We start from the raw sequence: 19,434 nt of genomic DNA, 5'->3' as shown, positions 1-19,434 counted from the left end.
GGTTTGAACCATCCGGTTATTATAGAGGAGCGTACGGTTTATGAATTTAAGAGAAGACATTCGCAATATCGCTATCATTGCCCACGTTGACCACGGTAAAACAACACTTGTGGATCAGCTTTTAAAGTACTCAGGAACATTCCGTGAAAACGAACAAGTTGATGAGCGAGCAATGGATTCAGGAGATATCGAGAAAGAACGCGGTATCACTATTCTGGCAAAAAATACAGCAATTGATTATAAAGATACGACCATCAATATTTTGGACACGCCGGGCCACGCTGACTTTGGCGGTGAAGTTGAACGTATTATGAAAATGGTTGATGGTGTAGCTCTAGTTGTTGATGCTTATGAAGGAACAATGCCACAAACTCGTTTTGTATTAAAGAAAGCATTGGAACAGAAACTAACGCCAATCGTTGTTTTAAATAAAATAGATCGCCCGAATGCACGTCCAGGAGAAGTTATTGATGAAGTGCTTGATTTATTTATCGAGCTTGGAGCAGATGACGAGCAATTGGAATTCCCGGTTGTATACGCATCTGCATTGAATGGTACTTCAGGAGAAGAGCCTGAGGACCAGCAGGAAACAATGGACCCGGTTTTTACTACTATTATGGATCATATCCCAGCACCTGTTGATACGAGGGACGAGCCCTTGCAATTTCAGGTGACCTTACTTGATTACAATGATTATGTCGGCCGGATTGGGGTCGGGCGTATTGTGAGAGGTTCAATGAAAGTTGGCCAGCAAGTTGTTGTAATGAAAAAAGACGGCACAGAGAAATCTTTTCGTATAACTAAATTATTTGGCTTTACTGGTTTGAAACGAATTGAGATTCAGGAAGCAACAGCCGGTGACATTGTAGCAATTGCCGGTATGGAAGATATTAATATCGGAGAAACGATTTGCCCGCAGGATCATCCGGAAGCTTTGCCAATGGTTCGAATCGATGAACCAACCCTGCAAATGACATTTTTAGTGAATAATAGTCCTTTCGCAGGAAAAGAAGGGAAATATATCACTTCAAGACGAATTGAAGAACGATTAATGAAGCAGCTTGAAACAGACGTGAGTCTTCGCGTTGATCCGACTAATTCCCCTGATGCATGGACGGTATCCGGACGTGGTGAGTTACACTTATCCATTCTGATTGAAAACATGCGCAGAGAAGGTTACGAATTACAGCTATCCAAGCCTCAGGTAATTATTAAAGAAATCGACGGCAAAAAATGCGAACCGTTTGAACGTGTACAAGTCGACGTCCCAGAGGATTATACAGGTCCAGTGATGGAATCGCTTGGCGCACGTAAGGGTGAAATGCTCGACATGGTAAACCAGGGTAATGGGCAGGTTCGTCTGGAATTTAAGGTTCCTTCCCGAGGCCTTATTGGTTATTCAACAGAATTCATGTCACAAACACGTGGATATGGAATTATTAATCATACGTTTGATACGTATGAACCGCTTGTCAATGGACCTGTCGGTGGAAGACGCGAAGGTGTGCTTGTCGGTCTGGAAAATGGTAAAGCATCCACATATGGTATTATGCAACTTGAGGACCGTGGTGTAATTTTTGTAGAACCTGGTACAGAAATCTATGCTGGTATGATTGTCGGTGAGCATAACCGTGAAAACGATCTGACGGTGAACATCACAAAAGAAAAACATTTGACAAACGTACGTTCAGCAACAAAAGACCAGACTTCCACGATTAGAAAAACACGTGAAATGTCGTTGGAAGAAGCAATTGAGTACCTGAATGACGATGAATATTGTGAAGTAACACCAGAATCGATTCGCCTCAGGAAGAAAATCCTGAATAAGAATGAACGGGAAAAAGCATCAAAGAAATCAAACTTGGGCTAAGTTAAAACAATAGCATTAACAGAGAATAAATGATTATAAAAAAAGCGAGCACTTTCATAAGTGCTTGCTTTTTTTACGAGATAAGAATCAACATGACGGCTAAGAGTATGCCATCACCATCTTTAATGAAAACAGCTAATATAACCAGAAGGCTGTTCTTTAAAAGATATGATTGCGGTTACACCTCCTTAAGTTATGTCGCATTTTATATCAACCGCGACGTTAAAGAGCAACAAAATTTACCAAAAGAGCGAATCAGAAAAAGGAGTAATCTTGGCTCATGGTGGTTATACTGAATCATTTTTCCCGTTCTAATAACAGCTGTTTAAACATGATTGTTTTACAACTGGAGAATCATGGATCAAGGTAAACCAAACCCGAATTATAAATTAATTAATGCAGCACAGGGAGTAAATGATGAGCATTTAATTATCGTATATAAAAAAAGAAACTGCCCAACGAACAGTCTCTTTTCTTAGAGTCAGGATTTTTTGCTTTTTTTATCATTTGGGATATATTTTGAATAATGGACTGCAAGTAATAAACAGACAATCGCGATCCCCCAGGATGCAATCCCACTCCAATATAAATCTATACTTAATCCAATTACAATAACAATTACACTGATAGCAATGAAAATAGCTGTTAGATATCGTTTCACTTTCAACACCCCAATAGGTAAGGTAAAAGTTTGTATATACTTTATTATAGTATGTAATAAGTCATCTATCTATTAATGTATCTTCAGATTTTAAAAGACTTTATTCCTCCACCATTGGTTTGGGTTTTCTAACGAGGCACATAATCCCTGCAATCAGGTAAAAAATACCGGCTATTATTCCCGCAAAACCCATTGAGATGACACTGACCACGGAGGTAACAATGAAAATGATTCCTGAAGCTTTCGGTTTTCTATTTCCTTTCAATAATACCATTGCAACAATACCTAATATGATAGCTCCAACTGCGGTGATTGTGATTAATAAACCATTGTCCCCCATCGTTTCAATCATAGCAGTAAACTCCGCTTCCGTTATTTCGATTCCTTGACGTGATAATTCAGCAGGAAGCTGCTCAAGTAGGGTAGCATTATTACTTACCCAAATCATAAATCCGCCGATTAAACCAAAAAAACCATAACCGAGTGCTCCGATGATACCTAAGATTATTTCTCCCGTTCGTTTCATGTAAAGGACCTCCATTTTTCTCTTACTTTATTATTACATAAGTTTTGGCTAAGACTTTCTGCATGAAACTTTGGCAAAAAGCCAAATTTTCTCTTACCATTATTATACGAAATCGATAACAGAAAAGTTTCATCACTATAATCAATATTAAAGCACCTTGCTCAATCGAACAAGGTGCTTGTAAAATTACGTACTATTTAATTTTGTTTTGCACTATTTACTTTAGCTCTGCGGTAACCTCCAGCAATATCAGCTTGCTTGAATTCCTTGGAGTAATGAACTTCCTGTGCATCTGAAAGCTGTTTATTTTTTGTTGGTTGATACTGTACTTTTGGCATAATTTGAAAAATCCTTTCTTGTAATGGTAGTATTTCTACAAATCCTTTTCCCCGAAATGATAAATTTAAACATATATCTATGAAATGAAACAATTTATGCTATGATAGGGGCAATAATAAGGGAGGGTCGGTCAATGAGAAGAAATATATTTGTTTGGCTGTTCATTCTTTTATTCTTCAGTTTATTCCTTTCTGCGTGCTCGGCTGAAAATGATACTGTGGAAATGGATGTACATGAGTCGAAAAAAGTAGGTTTGCAATCGAAAGAAGCATTGGATTACACTCAAAAAATAACATTTGCTGCAATAGGGGATATGCTTATCCATGAACGGGTTTATCAGGATGCGAGAATAGAAAATGGCTATGATTTCACACCAATGCTTGAAGCAGTCGAGCCATTCTTGAGCAATCCCACGATTACGTTTGCAAACCAGGAAACGATGATTGGGGGAGAAAAATTGGGCTTATCATCTTATCCCTCCTTCAATAGTCCTCACGAAGTTGGTGACGCTTTGAAAAATGTTGGAGTGAATGTTGTTTCGTTGGCTAATAATCATACACTGGACCGTGGGGAAGAAGCTATTCAACAAGCCATTCAGCATTGGGAAAAGATTGATATGATGTATACAGGTGCATACAAAAATCAAGTGGATCAGGAAAATATAAGAGTGTTTGAAACAAAAGAAGAAATTTCCGTAGCCTTTTTGGCTTATACCTATGGAACAAATGGTATACCTGTCCCGGAAGGAAAGGATTACCTGGTTAATTTGATAAATAAAGAGCAATTAGCCGAAGAAGTGGCTATGGCGAAAGAGCAGGCAGATGTCGTTGCTTTAAGCCTTCATTTTGGAAATGAGTATGAGCGCATGCCTAATGAGCAGCAGAAAGATTTGGTCCAATTTGCTGCTGATAAAGGTGTACATGTAATAATCGGACATCATCCACATGTACTGCAGCCTGTGGAATGGGTGACTGGGGAGAATGGGAATGAAACCCTCGTTATATATTCGCTTGGTAATTTCTTATCGGGGCAAGATGAATTTTACCGGCGGATTGGTGGAATTTTGAATTTCACAATAACGAAAAATAATAAAACGGATAAGCAATCCATCGAGATAGAGGAACCCAGGTTTATACCAACCTTTGTTAAATTTAGTGAAGAGACTGATTATGAAGTTGTGCCAATGTATCAATTAACAGAAGATGAACTTTCCGATGCCGAGGAGCACTATCAGGAAATTAAAGCCCACATGTCACAGTGGATGCCGGAATTGGAATTTGTCGAAGAATGATGAAGTTTCATATCTATTATGGGGACGATTTTTTATTCCGCTGGTATTCAAATATGATATAATAATTTTTGTGTTTGTACATATAATTAAGTGGCAGATAGTTAAGGAGATTACGAAGATGGAATGGAAAAATTTATACCGTGGTCTAATCATGGGAGCAAGTGATGTAATTCCGGGAGTCAGTGGAGGAACAATTGCTGTATTACTTGGTATCTATGACCGGCTGATTGCTGCGATTAACGGTTTTTTAAGCAAAGATTGGAAAAAACATTTGGGATTCTTAATCCCTTTAGGCATTGGTATTGTAACAGCGATCTTTTTATTAGCTAATGTTATTGAATGGTTGTTTGAACATTATCCTGGACCTACACAGTTTTTCTTTCTGGGATTGATTCTTGGAGTTTTGCCATACTTATTTCATAAGGCAGATGCAAAGCATACCTTTAAAATAAAACATGGCATTTTATTGATTATTGCAGTGGCCCTTGTTGGATCGATGGCTTTCTTTAATCCTAACGAGGGGGAAATTATAGAAAATGTGACCGGCTCAACCTACGTTCTATTATTTTTCTCAGGATTTATCGCGAGCAGTGCAATGATTATTCCGGGAATTAGTGGATCATTTATGTTATTGCTGATTGGCGTGTATTCTACCATCATTGCTGCTATAAGCAATCTGCAATTGGATATTATTGCAGTAACAGGGATTGGTATTGCTGTTGGGCTTCTCGTGATGAGTAAAATTATTCATTACTTTTTATCCAATCATTATACCGGTACCTTTGCAATTATTATTGGACTGGTGATTGGTTCTATTTTTGTCGTATTTCCAGGATGGCCTGAAGCGACTTCGTTGTTACTCTTAAGTGTAGTAACATTTGCAGCAGGATTGTTTGTTGCATATATTCTTGGAAGAGTGGAATACAAGGATTAAGCAAACAAAAAGACAAATGAGGTTAAAGCCGTTACAATAAAAGTAGAAGATGAAGGAAGAGGTGAAAAGCGTTGGAACATTTACAAACAAAAGAAAAGTTCAATGAAGTGATCAGTAGTGATGAACCGGTAATTGTGAAATTTTTTGCAGATTGGTGCCCGGATTGTAAGCGGATGGATATGTTTATTGGCGATATACTGGAAGAATTCAATAATTATAAATGGTATGAGGTCAACAGTGATGAGTTGGACGGTCTTGCTGAAAAATATGAGGTAATGGGTATTCCGAGTATTCTTATTTTCAAAGATGGCGAAAAACTTGCCCACCAGCACAGTGCCGATACAAAAACACCTGAATCTGTAACTGAATTTCTACATCAGCAATTAGGATAATGAAGATAGGAGCTTTCCCATAAGGGTCAGCTCCTATTTTATTTCTTTAAAGTTCAGGAAATCATATAAATTATAGTTTCCCCTTGGATGGATATAAAAAAATCAATCCTCATTCTTATCGTAATTCCAACACCAACTTAGTATAATGAAAAGAGATACAAATGTTTACCTAAGAACCAATTCATGAGTACTTAGCTGTAATTTATTTCTTTAAGGCTGTTTTCTAAAAGACCTGGGGCTGCGGTTACTCGCCCCATCAAAAGACTTGGTGTTTATGACACAAAAGATATAAAAGACGAAGTAACTTTATCTTGATTTCGCTTCTTCCATTTCTTTTGAACCCGAGCTATCACAATCGCTTCGGCAGAATACTTCGCTTTCCGTGGGCACGGCTTCAGCCTCCTCAGAAGCAAAGAACGCTTCTTCCGGGGTCTTCAGACTCGTGCTATTCCCACAGGAGTCTACGTATTCTGCCTACGCTTGGAGTGGTGTTCTGATTATAGAAAGGATAAAGCTCATGGAATTTATGTTTTATGAACGTATTTTCTCTTACAAAAAGCTATTCTAAGCTGCTTAAAAAATGCGAGACTCCAACGGGAAAAGGAACAGTCTGAAGCCCCCGCAGCGAGCGAATTAAAGAACATAGGCTAAGAACGCCCCGTCCTGGGGCAACGCCTATGTGACCAACCTCGTGTTGGCCCGAGGCTGAAGCGTTCCCCGTGGAAAGCGAGTATTTTTTAAGCAGCGCTGGAATAGCACCCATTTTGTAAAGGATGAGAGGAAGTCGCTGTTAAGTTACTTCGTCTTTTATATCAACTGTGAAGGTTAAAGCGCATCTAAGTTTACGAAAAGCGGCTTATTTCATGATATAGTACAGAAAAGGAAATAATAGGAAGCGGGTGGAGAGAAGATGGAGCAACCAGCTATTTTAATTGTTGAGGACGAACGAAAACTAAGCAGAGTTCTACAGTTAGAACTTGACTATGAAAATTATAAAACAGAAATCGCTGATAATGGAAAGGAAGCACTCCGATTAATGGAAGAAGGAGATTGGGATTTGATATTGCTCGATATAATGATCCCCGAGCTTAGCGGGCTTGAAGTGCTAAGACGAATAAGAAGAACAGACGACAGTACACCAATTATTTTGCTGACCGCTCGTGACGAGGTTCATGATAAAGTGAGCGGACTGGATTTAGGGGCAAATGACTATATTACTAAGCCGTTTCAAATTGAAGAATTACTTGCACGTATCCGGGTACATTTGAGATCTCCCAAAAGAAAGCAGGTAAATGAGAATCAACTTTCAGTAGGTGATTTACATATTGACTTAGATGCACGCGAAGTCAAACGAGCCGAAGTACAAATAGATCTTACCCCAAGGGAGTTCGATCTTCTTGTATGCCTGTTAAAAAATATAAATATTGTACTCACAAGAGATCAGCTCATTGAAAAGGTATGGGGCTTTGATTATTATGGGGATACAAATGTTGTCGATGTCTATATCCGTTATTTGCGTCAGAAAGTTGATAAGGGATATGACAAAGCTTATATCCAGACCGTCCGTGGTGTTGGGTATACTATAAAGGATCATGCCTAATGAAACTGAAGACAAAGATTCAGCTATTTTCCAGTTTATTTATGCTTGTGCTGATTTTATTGGTAAACACATCCATTTATTTTCTATTTTATAAGATAACTGCAGATAGTGAAGTGGAACAGCTTTCCGCACAAACAAACACGCTTGTGGAAACATTGGCGCAAAGTTCGAATGCCGGGTTAAATGAGGTGGAAATCAGTAACCTTTTAAAAGCCTACCTTCCAACAGAAGGGGTTATTCGGGTAATTGATGAGAACGGGTCGCCATTTGAAGAGCATTTGCGATTAGGAGATTATCGTACATTATCTTGGGAGTATTCCACCACGGAAACACAATCAATTGTCTCAAAGGAGAACAGTCCGGATATTGCTGTGGTCTCTAAACCAATTATATGGAATTCCGGTGAGCATGCAGGAGAAATCGTCACCATTCAAGTTGCCAATCATCTTGTACAACTTGATGAAACTAAGACAACCCTGTTTTATGTTTTAATAGTGGCCTCAGCGATTATGCTTATTCCGACTGTGATTGCAGGAACATTGCTGAGCCGATTTTTATTAAGTCCGATAAAAAAACTGATTCAGACAATGAAACAAAACACACAGCAAACAAAATGGGAGAAAATTGATTTGGAAAGCCGCTCCAAGGATGAGCTTTACGAAATGGAAAAAACGTTTAATGAAATGATCGATTACCTGAGAGAAAACTTTGAAAAACAGGAAATTTTTGTTTCGGATGCCTCCCATGAGTTAAAAACACCAATATCTATTGTGAAAAGTTACGCCCAGCTTCTCGAACGTAGGGGTACTGAGGACCTGTCGCTTGTCAAGGAATCGATCGGGGCAATTGATTCAGAAGCAGATCGGATGAAAAAGCTCGTAGAACAAATGCTACTGCTGGCGAAAAATAAACAAACAGCTGAAATGCAGCAGATTGATATTACGGCATTATGTGAGGAAATCATCCACACGTTCAAAGGAGCCTACGCACGGGAAATAATTTTTGAAAAAAGTACGGATGAATTATTTGTAAATGGAAACAGGGCTCAATTGGAGCAGATCATTTATATATTGATGGATAATGCATTGAAATATAGTACAGATAAAGTGAATGTCAGTATTTCCATGCAAAGTAATAAGGCGATTTTTAAAGTAACGGATTATGGAAAAGGAATTCCCGAAGAAGAGCAGGAACGAATATTTGAGCGCTTTTACCGAATGGATAAAGCGAGAAGCAGGGATACAGGCGGGACAGGTCTTGGCCTGGCAATAGCCAAAGTGATTACGAGAGAACATCATGGTGATTTATATGTCAAAAGTAAAGTTGGCGAAGGATCCACCTTCCTACTTCAATTGCCGATTATCAAAGAGTAGTTTTAAAATTTCTCATCAAATTCTAATCTGATTCTCAGACTTATTTTATTTTCTTTAGATAGGATAGAGGGGAAGGAGGAAGAACAATGAATAAGAAATTGGGGATTGCACTGGGGGCAGTTGCAGCAGCCGTTGTTTTGGGGCTTGGAATTTATCAGTCCACAGCATCGACAGCTGGACCGGAACTATCGTCAGATCAAGTACGTCAGATGGTGACAGATCAATATCCTGGAACCATCACTGAAATTGAACTGGCAAAAGATATCAATGATACAATCTATGAAGTTGTAGTGGAAAGTGATGGGAAAATATATAATATAAGACTTGATGGCAATAATGGTGAAGTGAGGAATCTAAAAGAGATAGCCTCTTCACAAAAGGAATCATCAACTGAAAATGATGCTGATAAAATGGAAAATCCAAAAAATCAAGTGGATTCTCAAGATGATACAGATAATGACAACCATAATGACCACCAGGATAACTCGATCAATAATGAAAATCGTGAGGAAGAATCCGGCGGGAACGGTGTCATTGGAAAAGAGAGAGCAAAGGAAATTGCCTTGGGCCAATTTTCCGGCAGAATTGAAGACATTGAACAAGATGAAGATGATGGCCGTCTCATTTATGAAATAGAAATAGTGGACGGTGAAGATGAGGCTAGCATTGAAATTGATGCGTACACCGCTGAAGTTATCGCACTGGAAATAGATAGGGAGAATGATTAAGCTGTCAGTCTACGCTGGCAGCTTATTTTCATGAATTTTAATGGCTTTCTCATTAAATTCTAATCTTCCTCAAAGGGTTCTTTCATGTTGTCCGGTTATGATAAAGATAACAATAAAACAAGGAGGAAATAAAGATGAAAAAGAAATTAGGGATTTTGATTGGAACATTTACTGGAGCTGCTCTATTAGGATTTGGCGTTTATCAGACGAATGCAGAAGAGGCTAACCCGGCGTTAGCAACAGATGAGGTTCAACAAATGGTAACAGATCAATACGATGGGACCATTACAGAAATGGAATTGGATAAAGAATTTAACAGAACAGTATATGAAGTAGAAATAGAGGGTAATGGCGTGTCCTATGAAGTGAAAGTGGATGCTGATACAGGAGAGGTTCTAAAAGAGAATGCGAAGGAGTATGATGGTGATGATGCGGATGACAGAGAAGAGAAAGCAGTAAGTAATACAGATAAGAATGTCATCACCACAGAAGAAGCTGGCAAAATAGCTTTAAATGAATTTTCCGGTACGATAGTAGAACTTGAGCTTGATGAGGATGATGACCGTCTTGTTTATGAAATAGAAATTGAAAATGGGGACAACGAAGCAGAATTCGATATTGACGCACATACTGGAGAAATTTTTGAAATGGATATGGAGACAGATGACGATAATGATTAATTGATAGAATGAGTGAAAGGGACTGACCATTCGTTTTGAGTCAGTCTCTTTTTTTTGTTACTACTCAGCTTTTACAGTAAAGTTATTTGATACAGTTGCTTCTACGGTTTGATGCTTTTCGAAATATCCGCGAATTAATTCTACCGCATCTTTCTGGATTTCCCTGATAACCGGTTTTCCTTTAAACATATCATAATTACCACCACCGGAAGCACGATAATTATTGAGTACAACATGGTAGGACTTATTTGCTTCAAGTGGTTCTTCGTGATAGGTGATTTTCTCAACTCTTTCTCCCACGGGGTTGGCTACATTAATTGTATAGTTAATGCCCTCCCACATATCGTAATTATAATGTTGTGGTTTAGGTTCGATATATGCCGGACTGACAGTAATTTGGTTTTGTTTATCCAAAGTAAAATATGCAGCGCTTTTTTCCAGAGCTGCTTTAATGTCTTCTCCTGTCAATTCAAGCACAACGAGCGTGTTCGGATACATATAATTAGCAACAATATCCCGCATTGTTACAGTATTGGAAAATCCCTTTGAGCTGTTATTAAGCAGGGCAGTGACGGAAATATCAACACCACTGGCATCTATTTGAACTTTTTGAATAAATTCAATAAAAGGATGTTTGGTTAATCTAGCATGAAGCGGGTCTTCGATTGTCATATCGCCATCAATAAATCCTGTTGGCTGATCGAGCCAATTTTGCGTGGATGTTTCTAACTCATCCATATACTCGAGTATACCTGGATCTGATTGTACCCCGTCCAACGTCTTTATTTGTGCCTTCCTGTCGCTGATCTTCCATTTCCCGGATTCGTATTGAACATCAATTTGTATCTCTCCATAGGCCTGTCCGTTATTTCCTGGCTGGATGACAAGTACATCATTGATTTTTTCTGTTAACTTTCGATGCTGATGCCCGGTTAATAAAACATCTATGCCCTCAATTTCTGTACACATTTTATATCCCTGATTTTCACCTGTTAATGCTTCGGTAGGTTCACCAGTTTCTAAATCACGTTCAAAGCCGCCGTGATACATGGCTATGAGTATATCCGGTTTTTCTGTCTCACGTACTTTTTGGACCCATTTCTGTAATGTGGAAGATGCGTCTGCAAATTCAATTCCCTTTATATGCTCAGGTGATTCCCAATTTGGAATATAATGAGTGGTCACACCGACAATAGCAACTTTCACACCATTATCCAATGATTTCATTATATAAGGAGGGCCGAAATAAGGTTTACCGGATTTTTCATTCAAACTATTTGCTGACAACCAGGGGAATTTGGATGAATTCACAGCATCTGCTAAAATCTCGGCACCGAAATTAAATTCATGGTTTCCGATGACCCCTGCATCTATGCCAATTTGGTTCATAATCCCAACCATTGGATTTTCTTTTTCTCTATGTTTCTTTACGTAATGGGTCATTAAAGGTGTCCCTTGAATTAAATCCCCGTTATCAACGATAATGACGTGATCATTTTTCTCACGAGTCTGCCTTACAACAGTGGCATATTTTGCCAGACCAATATCAGCGGTCTCATTAGTGCCATATAATATAGGCATCGCATTCCCATGAATATCACTCGTGTATAATAGTGTGATTTTTGCTGTGTCCTTTTTCAAACGGATACATCCTTTCTTCATATGGAAATGTCTCACAGAATTAGGAGAACCATCCTGCGAGACATTAGAATTAATTATACAATTTTCCTTCTGATTGTGGAAGAAGCAAAGTCGATAACCGTTACGACAATAATGATTGCTAATAAAATAGTTCCCATTTCATTCCAGTCCCGGTTATTTGATGCGAAAATAATCATCGTACCAATACCACCTGCACCAACGATTCCCAGGATGGAAGATGCCCGAATATCTACTTCAAAACGATAGATGGCATAGGATAGGAATTCTGGAATAATTTGTGGAATCACCGCATAGAAAAGGATTTGTATTCGATTGGCACCATTTGCTTCCATTGCTTCAACCACTTGCATGTCAATAGATTCAATGATTTCCGAGAACATCTTTCCAAGCATTCCGGTTGAACCGATTGCGATTGCAAGAACCCCGGCAAATGCATTTGGTCCGACAGCTACGACAAACAGAATTGCCAGAATCAGATCGGGAAATGCACGAACCGCTGATAGAATCCATTTTCCGAGGGTTGAGAAAACTTTCCCACCCATCATATTATGTGAAGCCAGAAAAGAGAGCGGTACAGCTAAAATGGCGGCCATCAAAGATCCGGCAAATGCAATAAAGATTGTTTCCAGCATGGCCATGGAGACTTCTCCTGCTGCCTCCCAGTTCGGGCTGAACAGTTCTGGGATAACTCTCTGGAAGTTATTAATGGCACGCTCAATCGCCCGGCCCCAGTCAATATTAATACTCATAAATGTCCATACATACAAGGCTATCACCAGAAGTGCAATGATAATATTTCTGACTTTCTTCAGGCTGGATCCTTTTGGTTTTGGAGGTAGGGTAAGTTTTTCCATTATAGCAGTGCCTCCCTTATTTTCGTACTGATATATTCAATAACGATAACCACCACAAAAATCATAATAATAATCATCATGGCATTCGGGTAATTATAAAAACCTAATTGCTGATTTAAAATGAGGCCAATCCCACCAGCTCCAACCAGACCCAATACGACGGATGCTCGAATATTAATTTCAAACACATACAGGACGAGCGATGTATATTGCGGTAAAACCTGCGGAATTAATGCATACCAGATTACCTGAAATACGTTGCCACCGGAGGCACGCATTGCCTCAAGGGGATTCATATCTACAGATTCAATTGTCTCACTAATGAGTTTAGCCAATATACCCAATGAAAAAATGGTGAGTGCCAATATACCAGGGAACACACCGATTCCGAATAACCCGACAAAGAGTACTGCCAATACAAGATCCGGAATGGTACGCAGGATATTTAAACAGGTACGTGTTACATAATATAACGGTTTAAATGTAGCTATATTTCGTGCTGCCATAAGGGCCAATGGAACGGTCAGAATAGCAGAAACGGTAGTAGCGATAATTGCCATTTGAATGGTTTCCACCAATGGTCCCCAAATGGCCGGGATAACAGCAGTATTCGGTGGGAAGAACTTTTCGACAACGTTAAACATATTGCCAAATGCACCACCAAGCCCGCCAACCATTTCCTTTTGTGTCCAATACATACTGAATAAGTAAATACCTAATACAATGAAAAATATTACGGATACCTGCATTTTTGTTTTAACAGGATAAATGGAAGGGGTCTTCTTCCCGGTTAATGAATTGTTTTCAGTTGTCACGATTCATCAGCCCCCCCACGCAAGTCATCCTCACGTATGGAACGGCCGTAAATCTCCTCGAAAGTCTTTTCTGATACCTCTGAAACCGGACCGTCAAAGACTACTTCACCTGCACGCATGCCGATAATACGATCTGCATATTCCATCGCCATATCAATGAAATGCAAGTTTACAATTGTTGTAATGTTATCTTCTTTATTAACTTTCTTTAAATATGTCATTACTTGATGAGAGGTTGGAGGGTCAAGTGAAGCAACCGGCTCATCCGCTAAAATATATTTAGGTTTTTGTGTTAGTACACGAGCAATACTGACACGCTGCTGCTGCCCACCGCTTAACTCGTCCGCACGATTGTAAATTTTTTCATCGATATTCACCCGCTTCAGGCTTTCATAAGCCAAGGACAGATCTTCTTTTTTATATAAATTCAAAATGGAACGCAATGTTCCTGTATGACCCAACCGACCGGCCAATACATTTTTTAGTACATTTGACCGCTTAACCAGGTTATAATTTTGGAAAATCATACCGGTTTTCGTGCGGAGTTTTCGCAAATCGCTTCCATGATAGTTAAGAATATCCTCATCATCCACGAGAAGCGCACCTGAAGTAGGTGTCACCAGGCGATTTATACTACGAATGAAGGTCGATTTCCCTGCTCCAGATAAGCCAACGATCACAACAAACTCACCATCATTAATCTTGACGTTTATATTTTTTAAGCCTTCTGTTCCATTTGGATAGACGAGGCCAATATCTTTGAATTCAATCATAATATGTATTTCCTCCATTACGGTCTTATGTCATTAACATGTTGGTAAACTAGGAAAAAAGGGGAGTATGCCCCCCTTTTAAACTAGTTGAAGTATATGGATCGATTCAGATTATAGTTCGATATTATCCTTGAATTTTTCGTACGTATCTTTTACCACCTGATATTCGTCATCGGTAGCTTCGTCGATTTCATCCCAGTTATACACTTCATTCATAATTTCAATCATTTCTGGATCTTCATTAAATGATAGGAAAGTATCTTTAATTTCTTGAACGAAGTCATCATCGAGTTCTTTTGTAACAGAGATGGTATCATTTGGGATTTCATCCGTGTAACCTAAAACAGTCAGTTCATCCATTACATCCGGATATTCCTCTTCAAGCTCTGTACGTACATCATCAAAAGTTGTTGCGACATCAGCATCACCTTCATAAACAGCGATAGCCGAGTTATCGTGCCCACCGGATTGGAGCGTTCCACCGAAGAATTCACTTTCTAATTCAGCAGCAGTATCATATCCGAATTCTTCCATGAGTTGGTTTGCAGGGAATAGGTATCCAGAAGTGGAACCCTGATCACCGTATGCCCATGTCGTACCCTCTAAATCTGCAAGGCTTTCAATACCAGAATCAGAGCGTACAAGATATTGTGCTTTATATGTACCTGACCCGTATCGGATGGATTTTAAGATTACTTCAACATCATACTGCTCGTTTGCCAGAACGTAACCAAAAGCAGGAATGAAACCAACATGTACCTGATTGGCACCCATCGCTTCGACTAATGCGTTATAATTCGTCATAACCTGACCTTGTACCTCAATTCCCAATTCCTCACCTAAACGGTCTGCCAACGGCTCGATGGTATCAGCAATCGTATCGGAATCCTGTGATGGTACAAATCCGACTACCAACGTTTCCGGGGTCATCCCTTCACTTTCTTCTGTACTTTCACCATCTGAATCTTCACTCCCGCTGTTGGATTCTGCTTCATCAGAACCTCCACAGGCAACAAGTATAAATGCAAATCCTAAAATAAGCAGCAAACTATAAATCTTCTTCATGTAGACCCTCCTATGTATTTGAAAGTATTATTTCTTACATTTATATTAAATACTATTTGCATCGAAAATACTAGTCTATTTTAAGATTTTTACAATTATTTAACGTTTATCCGAAAGAAGTCTCCCTCTTCAAACGTGTGAAGGGTAAAGCCCCAACGGTAAGGGGGAGATGAATTTCGGTTGGTGATAGCCAAGCATATTTCCTTATGATATAATAGGAACACTAGTTTGCGTTAAGTGAGGTGATTTGATATGGCTAAACATAATAAAGCGTATAAGTTCAGATTGTATCCAACAGATGAACAGGATTTGATGATAAGGAAAACGTTTGGTTGTGTTCGCTTCGTCTCTAACAAAATGTTAGCAGAACGAAAAGAAACTTACGAAAAGCTGAAAGATGATAAAGAAGCATTAAAAAAGGTAAAACATCCGACTCCTGCTAAATATAAAAAGGAGTTTGCATGGCTAAAAGAAGTTGACGCTTTAGCATTAGCTAATGCACAATTAAACTTGGATAAGGCTTACAAAGCATTCTTCAAAGGTAATGCTAAGTTTCCAAAATTCAAAAGTAAACGACACAAACAAAGCTACACAACGAATGTCGTCAACGGAAATATTGAGATGTTAGATAGTCATATCAAATTGCCTAAGCTTAAAATGGTTAAAATCAAACAACATAGAGAAATTCCTTCCGAACACAAAATCAAATCTTGTACCATATCTATGACTTCATCAGGAAAATACTATATTTCCATTCTCACAGCGTACGAAAAAGAAATTGAAAGCAAAGAAATTCAAAAAATAATTGGATTAGATTTTGCTATGGATGGGCTGTTTGTCGAAAGTGAAACAGGTAAGAAAGCCAATTACCCACGTTTCTATCGTCAAATGCTTGAGAAATTAGCAAAAGAACAACGCAAACTTTCTCGAAAAAAGAAAGGCTCTTCGAATTGGAACAAACAGCGTATTCGAGTAGCTAAAATTCAAGAGAAAGTCGCAAATCAACGTAAGAACTTTCTTCACCATAAATCAAAGAAATTAGTGTCTAACTTTGATGCTGTTGTGATTGAAGATTTAGACATGAAAGGAATGTCACAAGCTCTAAAGTTTGGGAAAAGTGTCGCTGATAATGGGTGGGGGATGTTCACTTCTTTCTTACAGTACAAACTAAAAGAACAAGGAAAACAACTTGTCAAAATAGATAAATGGTTTCCATCTACTAAAACTTGTTCGAATTGCGGTTCGGTAAAAGAGATAAAATTATCAGAACGTACCTATCACTGCACTTGTGGACTAACGCTTGATAGAGATTACAATTCAGCACTAAATATAAAAAAAGAAGGCCTTCGATTATTAGCGACTACCTAATGCAATATGAACTCTTGGAACAAGAGGGTTAGCTTGGTCAATTTCGTCAGCTACCAAAAGTGGCGATTACCCAAGAAGCCCCCACTTCAAGCAACCCGTAAGAGTGGTAAGTGGTGGGTAGTTCACAACTGGGGTAAAAGGTAATACGTATGAGAAGTGTAAGGAGAGATATTATGCCTAAATATCATAGAGCACTGTTTATATATAATGGTAACGCAGGAAGTAATGGTATGGAGCAAAAGCTTACCCAGACCCTGCCAATATTGTCCCAGGCCATCAAAGAACTTACAATCATTCAAACAGAAAGCATTGAACATGCCAAACAAACATGTGTAAAATTTTCAGGGGAAATAGAACTGCTCATTATTCTAGGAGGGGATGGGACGTTAAACGCCTGTGTAAATGCTATTGCCACATTAAAGGACAGGCCTGTAATCGCTATTTTACCAGGCGGTACATCCAATGATTTCAGCAGAATGCTGCAAATCCCTCAAAATCTTCAACAAGCAGCACACACTATCGTAAATGGAAAAGTTGTGAATATCGACCTTGGCAAGGCTGGAGACAGATACTTCCTCAATTTTTGGGGAATTGGTCTGGTCGCTCAAACTTCACAAAATATAGATGAGGAACAGAAAACAAATCTTGGTATATTGAGTTATTTTATGAGTACAGTTCGTACCGTCAATCAAGCAGAAGCTTTTCAATATGAGATTATTACCGAAGAAAATAAGTATTCTGGGGAAGCAGTAATGATTATCGTATTGAATGGAAGGTTTATCGGAACAAGGGAAATGCCAATCCCTTCCATTCATCCAAATGATGGAATGTTTGATGCATTAATTGTAAAAAACTCCACACTGTTAACCTTCCGTGAGCTGTTGTCAATGAAAAATCCTAATACGGATGTCGAGCAATTAACGGAACTTGATCACTTCCAAACGAAAAAATTAAAAATATCAACGAACACGGGAAAAGAAATCGATATGGATGGAGAAATTGCAGGTACAACTCCTGAGGAAATATCCGTAGTACCTGGACATATGCAGATGATCCATGGGAGTGGTATGTGGTAGTAAAGGTATGAATGGAACTAAACATTTTATTGGCAGTTATGAAACCAACATGGCGGCGTAAAGCATGCCGCCACAATCGCTTGGTGAAAAATCAAGTTTTCTAAATTTCATGTTTGGCTTCTTTTTGTTCAGGTAACAGTACATCAGTAAATGATTTTATATAGGAGGATGAAAGATGCGGGTTTTAGTAATCGGAGCAAATGGCTCTGTAGGTAAACAAGTGGTAGAAAAACTTATGGATGCGAATCACGAGCCGGTAGCCATGGTACGAAAAGCAGAACAACTTTCCCAGTTTGAAGATATTGGTGCCCAGACAGTATTAACCGATCTGGAGGAGAATTTTGAGAGTGCGTACGACGATGTCGATGCAGTAATCTTCGCAGCTGGTTCCGGTCCGAATACAGGGGCGGATAAAACAATAATCATTGACCAGGAAGGTGCGATTGAAGCAACAGATTTAGCGAAAAAATATGGTATAAACCGTTTTGTGTTATTGAGTTCCATGGGTGCAGATAAACCAAAGGATGCCAAACAAATTAAACATTACCTGTATGCAAAACATCGGGCAGATGAATACCTGAAAGATTCAGGGTTAGCATATACGATTTTACGGCCGGGAGGATTAACGGACGATCCTGGTAAAGGTAAAGTTAACTTACAAGAGAAAATAGAAGAGTTTGGAAAAGTGACAAGGGAAGATGTAGCTTCAGTACTGGTCCAAATATTAACAAGCAAGGAAGCCGAAAACAAAGTTTTTGAATTATTGGAAGGAGATACACCAGTATCTGATTTATAGGAATTACGGTTATCAAAATTGAAGTTCAAATGAAGCGTTCTTTATCTATTTCCGTTTTTTCTGAGGAGAGAAACGGGAATTTTTTTGTTCTGTGTTAGTAAATTATTGGATTAATGCATAAAAAGCTATTTTAATCTAAATGTAATGTAAATGTAATTTTTAAAGATAATCTGGTTTGACTTTGTAAGAATGTGGGTATTAAATACTATAATTTAAATCAATGTATTCATGATACATCCAGGAGGAATCATCTGTGACAGAGAAAAATGTGATGATATATATAGGTGATAACAATTCACAGTGTAAGGAATTATTGGAGCAAATGGAAAAGTGGGATGTTTCCTACAAGACAAAGAATGTTTCTCAAAACAAAAACTATATGAAAGAGTTACAGGATGTAGGTATTTACGGTACCCCTGCCACATTTATCGAAGAAGAAGATCCTATATTGGGTTGTCAAATAAATAAAATTAAATACAATTTAGGAATTGGAACTAATTCATACGAAAGTCCGTTTCATGGTGGTTATGAAAACAATTGGTAACCTTACACACACTCTATAAGTAGCGCATAGTATATTATAGAAAATAATACAAAGGCACTTTTTCTAATTTTGTGTCAAAAGAAACAG

21 protein-coding genes are annotated in these 19,434 nt (G+C 38.6%); 13 read left to right on the top strand and 8 right to left on the bottom strand.

The annotated features are described in order from the left end of the window. Positions 1 to 40: 40 nt before the first annotated feature. Both typA and ACZ427_RS14855 read left to right on the top strand, forming a co-directional pair. Positions 41 to 1,870, top strand: a complete 1,830-nt coding sequence (typA, locus tag ACZ427_RS14860) for a translational GTPase TypA (protein WP_461176864.1) — start codon at positions 41 to 43, stop codon at positions 1,868 to 1,870. Between the two features lie 356 nt (positions 1,871 to 2,226). Then, a complete protein-coding gene (locus tag ACZ427_RS14855; protein WP_461176863.1) occupies positions 2,227 to 2,349 on the top strand; it encodes a hypothetical protein in 123 nt (40 codons plus the stop codon). Between the two features lie 2 nt (positions 2,350 to 2,351). Here the strand turns inward: ACZ427_RS14855 and ACZ427_RS14850 are convergent, their stop codons facing one another. From ACZ427_RS14850 to ACZ427_RS14840, 3 genes are all read right to left on the bottom strand, one after another. Continuing rightward, positions 2,352 to 2,531: a hypothetical protein gene (locus tag ACZ427_RS14850; protein WP_461176862.1), complete on the bottom strand. Its 180-nt coding sequence runs from the start codon at positions 2,529 to 2,531 to the stop codon at positions 2,352 to 2,354. A gap of 100 nt (positions 2,532 to 2,631) precedes the next feature. Further along, positions 2,632 to 3,057 (bottom strand): DUF4064 domain-containing protein, encoded by a 426-nt coding sequence (locus ACZ427_RS14845; protein ID WP_461176861.1) that lies wholly within the window; start codon positions 3,055 to 3,057, stop codon positions 2,632 to 2,634. 197 nt (positions 3,058 to 3,254) lie between these two features. Further along, a complete protein-coding gene (locus ACZ427_RS14840; protein ID WP_461176860.1) occupies positions 3,255 to 3,395 on the bottom strand; it encodes a YfhE family protein in 141 nt (46 codons plus the stop codon). Positions 3,396 to 3,529: 134 nt separating this feature from the next. Between ACZ427_RS14840 and ACZ427_RS14835 the strand changes: the two genes are divergently transcribed. From ACZ427_RS14835 to ACZ427_RS14805, 7 genes are all read left to right on the top strand, one after another. Next, complete coding sequence (locus ACZ427_RS14835) at positions 3,530 to 4,687, top strand: CapA family protein (RefSeq protein ID WP_461176859.1); 1,158 nt, start codon at positions 3,530 to 3,532, stop codon at positions 4,685 to 4,687. A gap of 118 nt (positions 4,688 to 4,805) precedes the next feature. Then, positions 4,806 to 5,621 (top strand): DUF368 domain-containing protein, encoded by an 816-nt coding sequence (locus ACZ427_RS14830; RefSeq protein ID WP_461176858.1) that lies wholly within the window; start codon positions 4,806 to 4,808, stop codon positions 5,619 to 5,621. Positions 5,622 to 5,692: 71 nt separating this feature from the next. Further along, positions 5,693 to 6,013 (top strand): thioredoxin family protein, encoded by a 321-nt coding sequence (locus tag ACZ427_RS14825; protein WP_461176857.1) that lies wholly within the window; start codon positions 5,693 to 5,695, stop codon positions 6,011 to 6,013. Between the two features lie 910 nt (positions 6,014 to 6,923). Continuing rightward, positions 6,924 to 7,613: a response regulator transcription factor gene (locus ACZ427_RS14820; RefSeq protein WP_461176856.1), complete on the top strand. Its 690-nt coding sequence runs from the start codon at positions 6,924 to 6,926 to the stop codon at positions 7,611 to 7,613. Next, positions 7,613 to 8,986 carry a HAMP domain-containing sensor histidine kinase gene (locus ACZ427_RS14815; RefSeq protein ID WP_461176855.1) on the top strand — a complete coding sequence of 458 codons (1,374 nt, stop codon included), beginning with the start codon at positions 7,613 to 7,615 and terminating at the stop codon, positions 8,984 to 8,986. Before ACZ427_RS14820 ends, ACZ427_RS14815 begins: the two co-directional genes overlap by 1 nt. Before the next feature lie 86 nt (positions 8,987 to 9,072). Further along, the gene (locus ACZ427_RS14810) at positions 9,073 to 9,714 is read left to right on the top strand and encodes a PepSY domain-containing protein (RefSeq protein ID WP_461176854.1); all 642 of its coding nucleotides are present in this window, start codon (positions 9,073 to 9,075) and stop codon (positions 9,712 to 9,714) included. Between the two features lie 134 nt (positions 9,715 to 9,848). Beyond that, positions 9,849 to 10,394: a PepSY domain-containing protein gene (locus ACZ427_RS14805; protein WP_461176853.1), complete on the top strand. Its 546-nt coding sequence runs from the start codon at positions 9,849 to 9,851 to the stop codon at positions 10,392 to 10,394. A gap of 60 nt (positions 10,395 to 10,454) precedes the next feature. On the opposite strand, the gene ACZ427_RS14800 is transcribed toward ACZ427_RS14805, so the two are convergent. The 5 genes from ACZ427_RS14800 to ACZ427_RS14780 all read right to left on the bottom strand — a co-directional run bounded on the left by ACZ427_RS14800 (position 10,455) and on the right by ACZ427_RS14780 (position 15,563). Then, positions 10,455 to 11,975, bottom strand: a complete 1,521-nt coding sequence (locus ACZ427_RS14800; RefSeq protein WP_461177064.1) for a bifunctional metallophosphatase/5'-nucleotidase — start codon at positions 11,973 to 11,975, stop codon at positions 10,455 to 10,457. 134 nt (positions 11,976 to 12,109) lie between these two features. Further along, positions 12,110 to 12,910: a phosphonate ABC transporter, permease protein PhnE gene (gene phnE, locus ACZ427_RS14795; RefSeq protein WP_461176852.1), complete on the bottom strand. Its 801-nt coding sequence runs from the start codon at positions 12,908 to 12,910 to the stop codon at positions 12,110 to 12,112. Beyond that, on the bottom strand, positions 12,910 to 13,725 hold the full coding sequence (gene phnE, locus ACZ427_RS14790) for a phosphonate ABC transporter, permease protein PhnE (protein WP_461176851.1): 816 nt from the start codon (positions 13,723 to 13,725) through the stop codon (positions 12,910 to 12,912). Before phnE (ACZ427_RS14790) ends, phnE (ACZ427_RS14795) begins: the two co-directional genes overlap by 1 nt. Next, positions 13,722 to 14,498 carry a phosphonate ABC transporter ATP-binding protein gene (gene phnC / locus ACZ427_RS14785; protein ID WP_461176850.1) on the bottom strand — a complete coding sequence of 259 codons (777 nt, stop codon included), beginning with the start codon at positions 14,496 to 14,498 and terminating at the stop codon, positions 13,722 to 13,724. Before phnC ends, phnE (ACZ427_RS14790) begins: the two co-directional genes overlap by 4 nt. 111 nt (positions 14,499 to 14,609) lie before the next feature. Continuing rightward, positions 14,610 to 15,563 carry a phosphate/phosphite/phosphonate ABC transporter substrate-binding protein gene (locus ACZ427_RS14780; protein WP_461176849.1) on the bottom strand — a complete coding sequence of 318 codons (954 nt, stop codon included), beginning with the start codon at positions 15,561 to 15,563 and terminating at the stop codon, positions 14,610 to 14,612. Between the two features lie 252 nt (positions 15,564 to 15,815). Between ACZ427_RS14780 and ACZ427_RS14775 the strand changes: the two genes are divergently transcribed. From ACZ427_RS14775 to ACZ427_RS14760, 4 genes are all read left to right on the top strand, one after another. After that, positions 15,816 to 16,931: an RNA-guided endonuclease TnpB family protein gene (locus ACZ427_RS14775; RefSeq protein ID WP_461176848.1), complete on the top strand. Its 1,116-nt coding sequence runs from the start codon at positions 15,816 to 15,818 to the stop codon at positions 16,929 to 16,931. A gap of 173 nt (positions 16,932 to 17,104) precedes the next feature. Further along, positions 17,105 to 18,007, top strand: a complete 903-nt coding sequence (locus ACZ427_RS14770) for a diacylglycerol/lipid kinase family protein (protein WP_461176847.1) — start codon at positions 17,105 to 17,107, stop codon at positions 18,005 to 18,007. A 175-nt stretch (positions 18,008 to 18,182) separates the two neighbouring features. Next, a complete protein-coding gene (locus tag ACZ427_RS14765) occupies positions 18,183 to 18,803 on the top strand; it encodes an SDR family oxidoreductase (RefSeq protein WP_461176846.1) in 621 nt (206 codons plus the stop codon). Positions 18,804 to 19,056: 253 nt separating this feature from the next. After that, positions 19,057 to 19,347 carry a thioredoxin domain-containing protein gene (locus ACZ427_RS14760; protein WP_461176845.1) on the top strand — a complete coding sequence of 97 codons (291 nt, stop codon included), beginning with the start codon at positions 19,057 to 19,059 and terminating at the stop codon, positions 19,345 to 19,347. Positions 19,348 to 19,434: the final 87 nt, after the last annotated feature.

It is taken from the genome of Virgibacillus ainsalahensis (assembly GCF_055380755.1).
This window is presented reverse-complemented; position numbering and strand designations above follow the sequence as displayed.

Excerpts from the sequence above, each read along its gene's own strand:
- ACZ427_RS14765 (WP_461176846.1), top strand. The coding sequence starts at position 18,183 with ATGCGGGTTTTAGTAATCGGAGCAAATGGCTCTGTAGGTAAACAAGTG.
- ACZ427_RS14815 (WP_461176855.1), top strand. The coding sequence starts at position 7,613 with ATGAAACTGAAGACAAAGATTCAGCTATTTTCCAGTTTATTTATGCTT.
- ACZ427_RS14820 (WP_461176856.1), top strand. The coding sequence starts at position 6,924 with ATGGAGCAACCAGCTATTTTAATTGTTGAGGACGAACGAAAACTAAGC.
- ACZ427_RS14800 (WP_461177064.1), bottom strand. The coding sequence starts at position 11,975 with ATGCCTATATTATATGGCACTAATGAGACCGCTGATATTGGTCTGGCA.
- ACZ427_RS14835 (WP_461176859.1), top strand. The coding sequence starts at position 3,530 with ATGAGAAGAAATATATTTGTTTGGCTGTTCATTCTTTTATTCTTCAGT.
- ACZ427_RS14775 (WP_461176848.1), top strand. The coding sequence starts at position 15,816 with ATGGCTAAACATAATAAAGCGTATAAGTTCAGATTGTATCCAACAGAT.
- ACZ427_RS14855 (WP_461176863.1), top strand. The coding sequence starts at position 2,227 with ATGGATCAAGGTAAACCAAACCCGAATTATAAATTAATTAATGCAGCA.
- typA (WP_461176864.1), top strand. The coding sequence starts at position 41 with ATGAATTTAAGAGAAGACATTCGCAATATCGCTATCATTGCCCACGTT.
- ACZ427_RS14830 (WP_461176858.1), top strand. The coding sequence starts at position 4,806 with ATGGAATGGAAAAATTTATACCGTGGTCTAATCATGGGAGCAAGTGAT.
- ACZ427_RS14840 (WP_461176860.1), bottom strand. The coding sequence starts at position 3,395 with ATGCCAAAAGTACAGTATCAACCAACAAAAAATAAACAGCTTTCAGAT.
- phnC (WP_461176850.1), bottom strand. The coding sequence starts at position 14,498 with ATGATTGAATTCAAAGATATTGGCCTCGTCTATCCAAATGGAACAGAA.
- phnE (WP_461176852.1), bottom strand. The coding sequence starts at position 12,910 with ATGGAAAAACTTACCCTACCTCCAAAACCAAAAGGATCCAGCCTGAAG.
- ACZ427_RS14805 (WP_461176853.1), top strand. The coding sequence starts at position 9,849 with ATGAAAAAGAAATTAGGGATTTTGATTGGAACATTTACTGGAGCTGCT.
- ACZ427_RS14845 (WP_461176861.1), bottom strand. The coding sequence starts at position 3,057 with ATGAAACGAACGGGAGAAATAATCTTAGGTATCATCGGAGCACTCGGT.
- ACZ427_RS14770 (WP_461176847.1), top strand. The coding sequence starts at position 17,105 with ATGCCTAAATATCATAGAGCACTGTTTATATATAATGGTAACGCAGGA.
- ACZ427_RS14780 (WP_461176849.1), bottom strand. The coding sequence starts at position 15,563 with ATGAAGAAGATTTATAGTTTGCTGCTTATTTTAGGATTTGCATTTATA.
- ACZ427_RS14810 (WP_461176854.1), top strand. The coding sequence starts at position 9,073 with ATGAATAAGAAATTGGGGATTGCACTGGGGGCAGTTGCAGCAGCCGTT.